This is a genomic window from Acetobacterium bakii (assembly GCF_001263355.1).
In the GTDB taxonomy this organism is placed as follows: domain Bacteria; phylum Bacillota; class Clostridia; order Eubacteriales; family Eubacteriaceae; genus Acetobacterium; species Acetobacterium bakii.
The window spans coordinates 92,610-106,786 of the sequence record NZ_LGYO01000007.1 but is presented as its reverse complement, the minus strand read 5'-3'; the positions used below and the strand labels follow the sequence as shown (position 1 = coordinate 106,786).

The 14,177-nt window shown below is 40.8% G+C and carries 7 protein-coding genes; 5 read left to right on the top strand and 2 right to left on the bottom strand.

Annotation, left to right across the window (positions count from 1 at the left end):
• Positions 1-81: 81 nt before the first annotated feature.
• Both AKG39_RS02795 and AKG39_RS02790 read left to right on the top strand, forming a co-directional pair.
• The gene (locus AKG39_RS02795; RefSeq protein WP_050738836.1) at positions 82-3,084 is read left to right on the top strand and encodes a hypothetical protein; all 3,003 of its coding nucleotides are present in this window, start codon (positions 82-84) and stop codon (positions 3,082-3,084) included.
• Positions 3,085-3,463: 379 nt separating this feature from the next.
• Positions 3,464-4,228 (top strand): transposase, encoded by a 765-nt coding sequence (locus AKG39_RS02790; RefSeq protein ID WP_050738835.1) that lies wholly within the window; start codon positions 3,464-3,466, stop codon positions 4,226-4,228.
• 192 nt (positions 4,229-4,420) lie between these two features.
• On the opposite strand, the gene AKG39_RS02785 is transcribed toward AKG39_RS02790, so the two are convergent.
• Complete coding sequence (locus AKG39_RS02785; RefSeq protein WP_050738834.1) at positions 4,421-5,494, bottom strand: radical SAM/SPASM domain-containing protein; 1,074 nt, start codon at positions 5,492-5,494, stop codon at positions 4,421-4,423.
• Positions 5,494-6,129, bottom strand: a complete 636-nt coding sequence (locus AKG39_RS02780) for a TetR/AcrR family transcriptional regulator (RefSeq protein WP_050738833.1) — start codon at positions 6,127-6,129, stop codon at positions 5,494-5,496. The genes AKG39_RS02785 and AKG39_RS02780 overlap by 1 nt, the downstream gene beginning before the upstream one ends.
• 345 nt (positions 6,130-6,474) lie before the next feature.
• On the opposite strand from AKG39_RS02780, the gene AKG39_RS02775 reads away from it, so the two are divergent.
• The 3 genes from AKG39_RS02775 (at position 6,475) to AKG39_RS02765 (ending at position 14,091) form a co-directional block, all read left to right on the top strand.
• Entirely contained in the window at positions 6,475-10,080 is a 3,606-nt protein-coding gene (locus tag AKG39_RS02775; RefSeq protein ID WP_050738832.1) for a hypothetical protein, read from the top strand.
• 387 nt (positions 10,081-10,467) lie between these two features.
• Positions 10,468-11,913, top strand: a complete 1,446-nt coding sequence (locus tag AKG39_RS02770; RefSeq protein WP_050738831.1) for a GBS Bsp-like repeat-containing protein — start codon at positions 10,468-10,470, stop codon at positions 11,911-11,913.
• Between the two features lie 393 nt (positions 11,914-12,306).
• Complete coding sequence (locus AKG39_RS02765) at positions 12,307-14,091, top strand: Ig domain-containing protein (RefSeq protein WP_050738830.1); 1,785 nt, start codon at positions 12,307-12,309, stop codon at positions 14,089-14,091.
• The last annotated feature ends 86 nt before the right edge of the window (positions 14,092-14,177 follow it).

Below are 14,177 nucleotides of genomic sequence, written 5' to 3'. Positions count from 1 at the left end.
AGAAACGGCTAGAAATGAGCAAAGTGCTTTTTTCTGGAATTTGAACATCAAATCAAAAAAAACAAAGAGGAGAAAATTCACGTGAAAAAAATTACAGTAAAATTATTAGCAATCATGATGATGCTTTCGATGGTTTTTACATCAAGTGCTCTTGCAGCAACTGACGAAACCAAAACATCAGCATGGGATTCATTCACCGGATTGTTCGCACAAGCGGCAACGACTGACATCGGGGTTCAATACAAGGGCCACATTCAAGATTACGGCAATATGCCTCAACCAGTAGGTACTTGGGTAACCGGTGCTGATCAATTTGGTACAACCGGCGAAAGCAAACGTATTGAAGGTTTAAACATCGAACTGACAGGAAATGTTCCTGCAGGCGCAACCATTCAATATAAAGTGCATATTCAAGATCAAGGCGATTCAGCTTGGATTACTGGTCCTAACTTTGCAGGAACAGTTGGATTAAGCAGACAAATTGAAGCAATCTATATCAAACTTGTAGATGCTGATGGTAATGCATTACCAGGTTACTCAGTGTCTTACATGGGACATATTCAAGATTACGGTAATTCCGCTTGGGTATCCGATGGAGCAAGATGTGGAACACAAGGAGAATTCAAACGTATTGAAGCAATCAGCATTAAGATTGTAAAAACAACTGATTTAACTGCTTACAATGTAGCTTTAGGCGCAGCAGAAGAAGTTGTTGCAGCAGATTATACAGCAGCTTCATATGCAGCTCTTGAAAAAGCTGTCAATGATAATGTTGTAACTGCAGCAGATACGCAAGCAGAAGTTGACGCAGCAACAAAAGCTATTACTGACGCTCAAGCTCAGTTAGTAAAAGTAACAAACGTAACAGCAGTAACTGCTATTAACCCTACAACTGCTACCGTACAATTTAGCAATCAGGTTGTTGGTTTAGACAAATCCGCAATTACTGTTACAAATGAAGATGGTAACAAACAATACATCAAATCGGTAGAATTAGCTAAAGATGGTTTATCTGCAGCAGTAACATTCTACAATGCATTTGTTGATGAAACTACTTATAATATGTCAATCGCATTCCTTACCAATAAAGCAACAGGAAGCTTTGATTATGTAGTTGGTGAAGTTGCAGTTATAAAAGCTTCAAGCGCAACAATTAACCCTGCTGAAGCTTATGAACTTGAATACACAGTATTAACTGATACAGGTATTGACGTAACAGATACAACAGCAGTTGTATTCCAACAAAGTACTAATAATATCGTTAATGCTGCTGGTGTAATCCCTATTGGCGCTCTTGCCAACGGACATTCAGTATTTGTTGAAATCGTCGCTGGCGACATTAAAAGCGACAGAATTAAAATTACTGCAAATAGTGGAGAAGCAACTGAATTTTCAGCATACACAGTTACAGCTGCAGCAGTTGGAGATTTAGATGCTTGGAATGCTGACGATTTTGAAGCAGATACTGATATTGCAATAGGCCAAAACGGTTTAATGCTTGATGCCTTATTCTTAGATCAGTATGGCGCACAAGTTGCAAATTTAAACGAAATAACATATGAATCACTTGATCCTGAATTACTCATTGTTGATGTAACAACAGGCAAGTTAACACCACGTAAAGTGGGTACTGCAGATATCAAAGTAGAAAATGGTGATATCACACAAGTTGTAACCATCGAAGTAGTTGCAGCACCTGAATTTGACGGATTTGAATTCCAGGATCCAACTCAAGATGATGCAGCAATTACTGCTCTTAATATTAATCCAGCAGTAGATGTTTCAGCTGACGTGAATGTTCAATTACTTGATCAATATGAAGAAGCAATTGACCCTGCAACTGAAGAAACATTAACAGTTACCGTAACAGGCGATTCTGTTGAATCTAATGTAACAGGTGACGAAGATACTACCGCTGGTGTTCTAGCATTAGAATTAACAGCAGTTGATGGCGAAACCGGAACAACAACCATAAAGGTTGAAAGCGAAGATGGAACTATTGTTAAATCACTTGTAGTTTCTATTGTAGAATCTGGCGACGTTGAAAACTACAAACTTGAAGGTTTGGATAATATTGACTTGTTTGTAAATGCTGAAGATGATACGATCATTAACAACACTTCACTAAATGTATTCCCAGTAGATGCAAATGGCGTTAAAACAGGTCCTGCCGTAGCAGCTACATGGGCAATCGAAGACCAAGACGGTGCTAATGATGAAACTGCAACTGGTGCTGCTGTTAATTTAGGTATCCAGAATACACAAGCAGCTACTGAATTAGTTGTAACTGAAACGGGTACATACACATTAACAGCAAAAGTTGGTACATTAGAAGTAGTTAATACAACATTCCAGGTTGTTGACACTGAAGCAGCTTATGAAATCAATCAAATAGATGATGAATTAACCATTGATGGTTATACCACCTTATTTGCAGCAATGCAGAATGCGATTGAAGTTACTCAAGATGGCGAAGCTGTAAATGTTACAGCAGGTGATACATTCTCAGTAGTATCTGCAAATACCACTGTAATTGGAAACGGTACTGATTCGATATTTGAATTAACTAATGCAAATGCCATAACCGTAGTTAAAGCTGATGGTACTGCCACAGTTTATGTTGATGAAATTGTAGTCAATGGTAAAACTGTAACAGTTGACTTTCAATTTGAAGTTGATGTAACGACATTTGCTGATTTAGCAGCAGCTAAAAAAGCAGCTAAAGATGAACTTACAGCTGAATTAGCAACTTATACTCAAGCTGAGTACTCAGCAGAAAACTGGACAGGCTTAACCGGTATTAAAACTATTGGTGATACAAACATTGATGCAGCAACAACTATAGCAGCTGTAAATACTGCTAAAACTGGAGCAATCGATGGAATGAAAACTGTACCAACACGTGTTGATACAGCGATTGAAGCTATTAATAACGGAACTGCAGTAGTTGCAGATTATACAACTGCAGAGATTACAGGCGTAACCGCTACTAATCTTGTTGCTACGAACGCAGCAGTAGTAGCAGCGGCAGAAGTTAAAGGTTCTTATTTAACAGTCGCAGAAATTCAAGTATTAGTTGTTTAATACTGAACAAAAGAAATAAGTGATTCCTTTCTAATTCACCTGAATAGGTAAAACTAGAAGGAAACCGGAAGAGCCACACTGGGAGCAATCCTTGTGTGGCTTTTTTATTGAGACGTGGGGACGTTTGAGACATGGGGACGTTTCAATTGTCACACTATCTAAAAGATGATATAATGAAAAGAAATGGAGGTGTAAAATGGCGAGGCAGGCAAGAATAAAAAGTACCACGGGAATATATCATGTGATGCTGAAAGGGATCGACAGTCGAAACATATTTATGGATGACGAGGACAAAATGTTCTTTATGTGAGACATGGGGGACGTTTCACTTGTCACCTTATTTGAAAGATGATATAATGAAAAGAAATGGAGGTGTAAAATGGCGAGGCAGGCAAGAATAAAAAGTACCACGGGGATATATCATGTGATGTTGAAAGGGATCGACAGCCGAAACATATTTATGGACGACGAGGACAAAATGTTCTTTATGGAAAAACTAAAACGCGCTAAAGAAACAGGAGAATTTAAACTGTATGCGTTTTGTTTGATGGATAATCATGTCCACTTGCTCCTGAAAGAAGGCGAAGAGATTGGAGTCAGCATGAAACGAATAACGGTTGGCTATGTCCGATATCACAACCAAAAATATGGAAGAGAGGGTCATTTATTTCAAAACCGTTATCATAGTGAACCAGTGGAAGATGATCGCTATTTATTGACCGTTAGCCGTTATATTCATAATAATCCCTTAAAGGCACATATGGCAGCATCACAGGCTGAGTATAGATGGAGTAGTTATCGAAACTATCTTGATGCCTATCATGGGATTATCACTCCTATTGATGCTGAGTTAATGCAAAGTTATTTTAATCAGCTTTCCGATTTTGAAAAGTTCTCATGTGAAGATAATCAGGATCATTGTCTTGAGGTAAGTACTTTTGTAAAATGTAGTGATGACGATATCAAGGCTTTAATTAAAGAGAATCAGCGATATGCCGGAATAATGGACTTAACCAAGGCAGAAAGAAACGAATGTATCCAGTCAATACATCAGGCAACCGGGGGGAGCATTCGACAATTGAGTAGGGTATTAGGAATCGGGAAACGCATTATCGAAAAAGCGATAAAAGAATACGATTACTGACGCATTTAATCATGGAAAAGACGTCCCAACTGGCTTACTACAAAAGGCATTATTGGAAAAGCTACACATCGTATACTACACAAACGTTCCCATGATCCCAAAAAACACAAAACAGCCCTAACTGATTGCTTTGATATAGTAAACAGTTAGGGCTGTTTTAATTTAACAACTGTTGCGTTTTTAAACCATCGCTTAAGCGAACAAGCTTTCCACCTGATCGCTCACCTCAAACAAGGTGCATCCGCCATGGTTTCCGGCCCTTACGGCAATCTCCCGGAGATCAGCAAAATACTGGGATCGGAGAATGGCTTCCATCGAATCACTGGTCAGGTTCTGTTTGGCATGGGGTGAAAAGGGGCAAGGCTCGGCATCGCCATAGGGATTGATATGAAAAAATCCCCGCCCGGAAGCCAGACAACCACCCATTTCCTCCTCGTCGCCGGGGAAGGACAGGATCACCATTCGACGGAAGGATTTTCGCAGCTTAAGACAAATCGCCTGAAGTTGTTTTATTTCAGCTTGTTCCAGGACAAGATAGTCGGTTCCTGCTTCTGCGGGTACATATTCCACATACAGGGTCACGCCACAACCTTTATCCTCCAGAGCGCTGAGAAATTCATTTTCCGTAACCAGGGCCATGTTTTCTTTTGTGACCGTAATGGATGTCCCGAACAGAATTTTTCGCTTTTTTAAGGCTGCCATAACCGCTTCAATCTGCTCATGGGTACCCGTCCCTCGGCGGGCATCGGTTTCTCTGGCATTGCCTTCAATACTGAGAATTGGGATCAGGTTGCGATGGGTGTTAAGCAACTCAATGGTCTCCTCATCCAGCATCGTCCCATTGGTAAAAATCGGAAAGATCACATTTGGGTACTCCCCGGCCAGCTCCAGAATATCCCGGCGTAAAAAGGGCTCGCCTCCGGCCAGCAGAATAAATGCGACACCAAGTCTTGACGCCTGGTCAAAAATATTTCCCCATTGATCGGCCTCCATATTCGCTTTGCTGATGGTTGTGCCGCAGCCTCCGCCAGCCCGGGCATAACATCCGGCACAATGCAGATTACATTGGGAGGTGATACTGGCAATCAGAAATGGCGGCACGTGCAGGCCTTCTTTTTCCTGTAGCTTTCTTCTGGTGGTGCTTTTTACCATCTCCGGCAGAATGCCCATTAAAAAAGCCCGTCCTTTTGCATTATTTAGATAGAATCGTCGGGCAGTTGTCATGATTTGGGCGATTCCCTGATCCATCATTTTGTTTAAATTCATCAGCTTTCCTCATTTCTTATTTGATAAATCGACGCAAACTGTTCGATATGCGCCATTAGAAGGGCCAGTGCTTCAGCTTCTTTTTCCGACATATTGTCATATTGACATAAAAGTGTATAGAACGGACCGTAAAACTGCAAAGCGATGATCTGGGCTGGGCCTTCTCTGAAAGTTCCCTGCCTGATCATTTCGCCAAACAAATCGGTCTGAAACTGAATGGCATCAGCGAAAAACCAGCTGCTCAAGGTTTTGGCTGCATCATCATTTCGATACTGCTCAATGGTCAACATCCGGCGAAACTTCGATGCCTGAGGATCTTTCAGGAAAAACAGAAACACCGCTTCACAGGCTTTTTTAAGCCAGACCAGATCATTGCTCCCATATTGCCGGGCAACACTTTCCATTTCGCCCTGGGGCAACTGGTAATAGGCTATGGTCGCTTCAAATTTCTGATTCATCCGTTCCAGCAAGGTATCATAAATTGCCTGCTTACTGGCAAAATGCTTATAGAGTGAGCTGTCCTTGATCCCCACCGCATGGGCGATTTCTTTAACCGTCACACTCTGATAGCCTTTTACCGAAAACAGATTCAGGGCTTCCTCTAATATTATTTCTTTGGTATTGCGTTTTGTCATGGGATCTCCTTTCAATATGCTTGCAAGAAACAGCAAGCTAGCGTTCGTTAGCTTTATTGTAGCTAATGAACGCTAGCTTGTCAAGTTGTATTTCAATTGGTATTTCAATTGAAATGTAAAATTTTTCAACTAAAGAAACAAAGTATTTTGACGATAAACATAGTAAAGAGATCGATTGTTCTATAGTTGTGCTAAATGGATGGGCGAAATAATGAACAAATGATTCAAAAATATTTTTTATTCAGTGCAAAATTGGCTGATAGAGTGTAAAATAAAGATTCAGCAAGCGATTTTAAGCCCTAACGATCAGGGCTTGACGATAACGAGAAAACGGAGGTAAAAAATTTGAAAAAAATAACGAAGTCAATATTATCAACGGTGCTGTTGATGTCGGTCATTTGCCCATCCAGTGCCTTTGCATCAGGCATAGAGGCTAAGGTAGCAACGAGTCCAGGAGTGCAGTACAAAACCCATATTCAGGATATTGGTTGGGAAATGAATTGGAAAAGTAATGGGGAACTTTCAGGAACGGTTAATCAGTCAAAACGTCTGGAAGCCATCATTGTTCAGCTCACAGGTAGTTTACCGAAAGGCGCTACTATTACAACGGTTACCCATGTTCAAGACCTTGGAGACTTAAAACCAATTGCAATGGGTCAAAAGGCCGGAACCGAGGGTAGGGCTTTAAGGATGGAAAGTGTCACGCTTACTTTAAATAATCTACCAGAATATCGTTTAAAATATAATGTTCAGGTTGAAGATAGAGGCTGGCTTAGAAATGAAAATGATGTTAATGCCTGGTTTAGTGGTGGTGAAGCAGCCGGTACTAAAAATGAGAGTCTTCGTCTGGAAGGCCTTAAAATTAAACTGGTCGAAATAAATGAGGAATATGAAGCTTATCAAAAGGCATTAGCAGCAGTTACGGAATCAAACTATACGGCTGAATCCTGGGCAACTTATAAAAAAGTGGCTGATGCCAATAAGATGACGGAAGATAATCCAAAGGCTGATATTCTAGGGGCAACAAAAAATATCTTAGCCGCTCAGGAAAATCTTGTCAGAGGTAGAAATCTGACAGCTTATAAAGCTGCCTTAGCGGCGGTTAATGAAGTGGATTATACTCCGGCAACATGGGCTGTCTATGAAGCTGTGCTAAGTCAGAATGCGGTTGATCTCAATAATACTGAGGATCAGATTGTTACGGCGACAAAAAATATTGTTGAAGCGCAAAAGAGTTTGCAGCGAAAAGTAAATTTAACGGCATATAATAAAACCCTGGCAGCGGTAAGAAATGCTGATTATTCAGCTTCTTCCTGGGGAGCATATCAAAAATTATTAACGACAACGGTAGTATCAGAAGATAATACGCAAACTGAGGTTAATGCCGCCACTAAAAATATAGACGAAGCCCAGAAAAGAATGGTTCGTAAATTTGACTTTAGTGCCTACGATGCCCTGCTAGCTGCTGTTAAAGAGGAAGATTATGTTAAATCATCATGGACCGCGTATCAAAAAATTGTAAATGCCAATAAGGTTAGCGAAGATGGCAATCAAACAGACGTCGAAGAAGCCATTAAAAAAATTGAAACGGCTCAGAAAAAACTGGTTATAAAGGCAGATTTAACCTATTATAATGCCGCTGTTGATGGGGTCAATAAAGACGATTATACCACAGCATCCTGGTCCGTTTACCAAAAGGTTGTACAGGCCAATGTGGTCACCCAAACCAGTAAAGCAGAAGTGGTTGAAGCGGCGACGGCAAAAATTTTGGAAGCGCAGCAAAGTCTGGTTGGAATTGGGATTATGGACAATTATAACAAGGCTCTGGCATATAATAAGATTTTAGGCAAGCCAATGCTCAGAACAGATTATACCACAGCTTCCTGGGCAGCTTATCAGCAGATTGTGGATGCTAATGTGGTGATTCCAGCTGATGGTCAGCCCGCCATTGATGCGGCCACCGAGAAAATTGAGCCTGCTCAGAAAAAGCTTGTAAAGGCTGGCGATTTGACAAATTATTTAGCCGTGTTAGCACTTGTAAAAGCTGGAGATAATACTTCGGCATCCTGGACTGCTTACCAAAATATCGTCAAAGCAAATGTTATGACTGGAGATAAAGGCCAGACCGCGATTGATCCGGCCACCGAGAAAATCAGAGATGCCCAGGGATTATTGGTCAAAAAAGGAAGTCTTGATCTGGCTGATGGTTATCGGGCAGCCTTGCTGCTTGCTAAGAAAGAAGACTATACGCCAGCAACCTGGGCGGTCTATCAAAAGATTCTGGATACAAATGCGATGACAACTGATAAATCCCAGGAGCAGATTAATGCGGCCGTTGAGAATATAAAAATAGCTCAGGAAAAACTGGAAAAAAGAGCCACCGCGGCAGAGCTTGCCGATGCACTTAAAGTGCTTGATATTGTGAAAGAAGATGAGAAAACAGTCGCTTCCTGGACGATTTATAAAAAGATATTGGCGGCAAATCAGCTGACCAAAGAAAAATCCAGGGATGAACTGGATAAGGCCGTCAATAATATAAAAATTGCTCAAGGCGATTTGGTGCCTAAGGGGGATACGGCAGAATATAATACCGTGTTCAATCTTTATAATGGCAAACAGAATGATTACAAAACCTTGGCTTGGTCAACGTATCAGATAGCTCTCAGCGCAAATATTATGACTACTGAAAACAAGAAGGCTGAGATCGATATGGCAGTTGCACGAATAAAACAAGCGCAGGTTAGCCTGCTGATGAATCCCGCAGCGAGGATGACCTATTATAATGAGGTTCTGGACAATTATCAGGGAAAAGAAACAAAAGGAAAGCAGGCTGATTTTACCGTCGACTCATGGAAAACCTATCTGGGGGTTATCACCAAGAATTTAAAGACCAAGGATAATACTCAGGAAGATGTTGATACTGCGACGGTAAATATTGAGAATGCTCAGAAAAATCTTGTTTATTCAACCGATATCACTGCTTTTAAAGATGCGATTAAACTTTATCAGGAAAATATCCAGTTAAGCGGATCAATTGCCAGCCTGGCCACGCCAGTGACCTGGGACGAATATGCGAATTGGGTAAGCCATTTTGCTGACTTTGAAGCTGTTTCCGGGGAATGGATACCCAAAGCAATTACCGCGGCAAGCGATCAAAAATCTGTTGATGATGCAACATTGGTTATTAATAATGCGAAAAATAAACTGATCTCAAGCAGTGCAAGCTTAACTGCAAGTTTTGCGGCATATGATGAAGCCATCCAGCTTTCGACGGGAACAGTAGAAACTAGTTTTACAGTGTTATCCTATGCATCTTATAATGCTGAACGGAATTATGCTTATAATCAATTTCCAGTTCGCATCAAAGCGGCCAAAGATCTGGTTGATGCGGCAACAAAACGGATCGATACGATGAAGTTAGCATTACTAAAAAGAGCAACAGACACGGCCGTCTTTAATGCAGAAATACAGCGTTATGAAGCTCTGAAACCAAAATCCGCTAATTATACTGTTGCTTCATGGACGCTCTACAAAAATAAATACATTGATTGTTATGAAAGGCCTACAACGAAATTAAAGCCTGAAAACAATACGCAGAAAGAATATAATGACGCGACAATTGCTTTACAAGCGTTGAGAGAAACACTGGTACCAACAGAGGATTTCAAAACAACAGCAGAATATGCAAGTCGGTTGATCACTAAAGAAACACTGGAAGCAGCCGGCGTTACTAAAAATACTAATTTAGTCGAACGAGCACAGGCGTTGCTTACGCCAGAACACGGGACCGCATTTTCAGTAGAAATTGTTACCGCGCCACCTGCACCCGCTAATGTTGGTGTGGATCAAACTGGAGTAGTAAATGGTGACAAGGTAACAATTACTTTGAGGGTGGAAAGCACTCAAAGCAGCTATATCATTACAATCGCCGATATTATAGTCACAGTGTAACAGGATAATATGAAAATCCGAAGGGCTTAAAACAGCGAAAGACAGCGTTGAAAGATTAATAACTTTCAACGCTGTTTTTTATCCGGCTAATTATGAGACGCCATTCAGTAGCGCTTTCGTCTCAGTAAGATCAATCCTGGAGACGTTCCCATGGCTTTCACAGCTTCCAATTTACTTTCAAAATATTAAAATAAATCATTGCAAAAGTTACGAATAAAGTGTAAAATTTATGTAACAAATTACAACAAAATGATAATAAAGTCTAAGTTAGGCGAAATTAAAAAAAGATTGATTTGGTTATCAAAGCCGAACAATTTTGACCGAATTGAGCCGATAACATATTATGGATTAAGGTTAAAAACTACTAATAAGAATGAGGGAGGATCAATGAAAAGAGGGGCTGATAATAGGGCATGGTTATGTTTTGTTTTGATTCTGGTTATGGGGATTTTGCCGGGTAGTGTATTGGCCGAAGAAAACGATAACAGTGGAAGCGATGTGGCAATAAACACGGCAAATGTCGAAGCAGTTGTGGAAAGTCGGGAGATGCTGCCAGGGGATTTTGCAACCGATGACGGGAGTCAGGAGCAGAATATCGAGAGCAATTCTCTCAAAACAGCATCTGTCTTTACTTCAAGGCTTTCTGCGCCGAGTACAGATAATGATTATTACTATGAAAAAAATATTTTCTATCAGTCGGGATACGGCATGCCCAATTGTACCGCCTATGCCTGGGGAAGAGCCTATGAAATACTGGGGTCTAAACCCAGTTTAAGCAATGGCAATGCCAATCAGTTCTGGGATTATAATTTAAGTAGAAATATCTATTCCTATGGGTCGACGCCTAAACTGGGCGCCATTGTATGCTGGGATGGCAGTTCCTGCGGCCATGTTGCCGTTGTCGAGGCAATCTCAGGAAATACGGTGACTATTTCGGAGTCCGCCTGGAGCGGGGCGTTATTTTACACCACGACCTATACCATCGGGTCTGAAGATGAAATATCGGTGGGCGGATTCCAGGGTTATATTTATATCGGGGAATTTTCGGAGGATACCGGCGATACGACACCGCCGGCCATTTCCAACCCACAAATTACGGATATTGACGATGAAGGTTTTACGGTAAGCTGTCAGGTATCTGATGTAGGGTCCGGCATCAATCGAGTCATGTTCCCGACATGGACAGATGAAGGTGGACAAAATGACCTGATTTGGTATACCGGAACAGTCAATGGTAATACAGCCACATATCGGGTCTTATACAGCGATCACAATAATGAAAGAGGCACATATACAATTCATATCTATGCTTATGATCAGTTTGGAAATGCTGCGTGTACTGGTTTAGGTGCAGTGGTCGAAAAAAAGATCGGCTGTTCGTATCAAACCCATATTCAGGACATTGGCTGGCAGGGATGGAAACAGGCAGGGGAGATCAGCGGAACATATGGTCTTTCGAAACGTCTGGAAGCCATTGAAATTCAGGTTGATAATAAAGGGTATGACCTGGGAATAGCATATCAGACCCACGTTGAAAATATCGGCTGGCAGGATTATTGGGCCGATAATGGAAATATAAGCGGTACGTCTGGTGCGAGCCTGCGTCTGGAAGCCATAAATATCAAACTTACCGGAAAAGATGCGGGTCGATTTGATATTTACTATCGGGTTCATACTCAGAATATCGGCTGGCAGGATTGGGCCAAAAATGGTGCCAGCTCAGGCACCACCGGTTTTGCTTACCGATTGGAAGCCATTGAAATTCAGATCGTCCCCGCAGGTTCCCCGGCACCGGGAGCAACGATCAATGCATTTACAAGCAATGGGGTATAAGATTGACTAGATAAAAATATGAATATATTACCGCTATTTCGAAACAGTCTCAGACTTACTGAGGCTGTTTTTTTTTTTCAAAAAATTCAATGAAAAAATAAAAGCCGATAAAAGCAACAAGGTGGAATATCGTAAAAAAATAGATTTTTAAAATATTGAAAAAAAACATATTTTTTTATGGTAATTCGTTAGTTTATATTTATTTCGGGTAACAATTCGCTATAGAGTTATTTGACGTGATTCGTTGGTAAGGAAGGAGGATAACAGTGACCCAAAGAAGAACTAAGGAGGGGGTAGCAATATTAGAGGAAAGAAAAAGAAAAAAATAGTTTCCGTTGCTTACTTTTTAGAATTGCACCACAACGTAAAAAAATAAAAAAAAGGAGATTTAAAATGAAAAAATTTACGATTAGCTTATTCACAGTGATTATGATGGTTGCACTGTTTTTCTCAGGAAGTGCATTTGCAGCTAATTCTGATGTCGGAGTTACTTATCGAGCACACATTCAAAACATTGGCTGGTCCCAGGGTTGGGTGTCTAATGGAACAATGGCAGGCACATCGGGTCAAAGTCTTCGATTAGAGGCAACGGAAATTAATCTTGTCAATGCACCAACAAATGCAAAAATCAATTATTTTGTACATGTACAGAACATTGGCGACCAAAAACCGGATCGATTCAATGGACAGCTGGCCGGAACCGAGGGAATGAGCTTACGTTTGGAAGCAATCCACATTACTCTTGAAAACATGCCGGGCTATTCCGTAATGTATCGGGTTCATGTTCAAGACATTGGCTGGCAGGAATGGGTATCTGACGGAGCAATCGCAGGTACTACAGGTCAAAGTTTAAGATTAGAAGGTCTTGAAATTAAAATTGTAAAACTGGCTGATTTAACGGCTTACAATGCCGCACTTGCAGCAGTAACAGAAGATCAGGTGAAATCAGGTTGGGCTGAGTATCAGGCAGTTGTAAACGCAAATGTTGTAACTGTAAATAATACTCAGGCAGAAGTTGATTTAGCAACAATGAATATTGTAAATGCTCAGGCAAAATTAGTTTTATTTGCCAATATGGATGCTTACAATGCCGCATTGGCAGCTGCTACTGAAGACAATTTTACAACCGACTCATGGAAACTCTATCAAGTGGTTGTGTTAACAAATGTAGTGACAAGAGACAATACCCAAGCACAAGTTGACACAGCAACCGCTAATATTCTGGCGGCACAAAAGAATTTAGTGGCGGCTGCTGATCTCACCGCATTTAATGACGCTGTTTCAATTTATGTGGCAATGGGTGGAGACAATTCAAGTGGCGTTTATACCAATAGAACTTGGGATGATTATGCTTGGGCAGTAAACAAGTGGGCATGCTTTAATCACGATGGCGTATGGGTATCTAGCATAACCAAAGACAGCGCTCAAGTAACGGTTGATTTCGCCGCAGCGCAAATTGCTGATAAGAAAGCAAAATTGGTAATGACCTTGGATTACACAGCTTATCATGAAGCTATTTTACCAATTACAAATGATAATTCAGACCCAATAACCGGAAGAAGAGTTTACACAGAACAATCTTTCTATCATTTTGTAAGAGCTACTGAAGTTTACCGAAATCTTGCTGAAACTACAAAACTTCAAAGTGATGTAGACTTTGCAACAGGTATGATTCTTGGCTTACAAAGTGATTTAGTAGCAATCGACAGAACCCTATTTGATGCAGCTATGGAAGCTTATTTAGTATTAGAACCTAACGCAGATAACTACAGTTCTAATACCTGGTGTGCATACCAAGCGGCATTTGATGCTGGTGTTGCGGTAGATAACAATAAAAGATCTGACCAGGCTGATTATGACACAGCAACAGCCAATCTTCTAGCTGCACAGGATAACTTAGTTGTCAATGCGGTTGTTGTGGTTCAATCAATTACGAAAGATAGCATCGGACCTGTATTTGTTGGTTCCAATGTATTAACGATCGCACAAAATATTGTTGATCAGGCATACGGAGACGGTTTCGTTGTTACTATTGAAAGCCAGAACCGTGCTGTAATTAACAATGATGGTCTCGTTAGAGCAGGCGGTTATGCAGATGTGAAGTTCCATGTAACTGAAATTGCTGATCCTTCCAATGCCGGAGCAGTTATTCGCGGATTTGATGTACCAGCTGTTTAAAGTAAAAATAACATTTAATTAACTAAGAAAAAGGAAGCGGAGAAATTCGCTTCCTTTTTTAAGTCGTCTCAGATCATGATTGGATT

Bases quoted from the DNA above. Each gene is read 5' to 3' on its own strand.
- AKG39_RS02790 (WP_050738835.1), top strand. From the start codon at position 3,464: ATGGCGAGGCAGGCAAGAATAAAAAGTACCACGGGGATATATCATGTG.
- AKG39_RS02785 (WP_050738834.1), bottom strand. From the start codon at position 5,494: ATGAATTTAAACAAAATGATGGATCAGGGAATCGCCCAAATCATGACA.
- AKG39_RS02780 (WP_050738833.1), bottom strand. From the start codon at position 6,129: ATGACAAAACGCAATACCAAAGAAATAATATTAGAGGAAGCCCTGAAT.
- AKG39_RS02770 (WP_050738831.1), top strand. From the start codon at position 10,468: ATGAAAAGAGGGGCTGATAATAGGGCATGGTTATGTTTTGTTTTGATT.
- AKG39_RS02765 (WP_050738830.1), top strand. From the start codon at position 12,307: ATGAAAAAATTTACGATTAGCTTATTCACAGTGATTATGATGGTTGCA.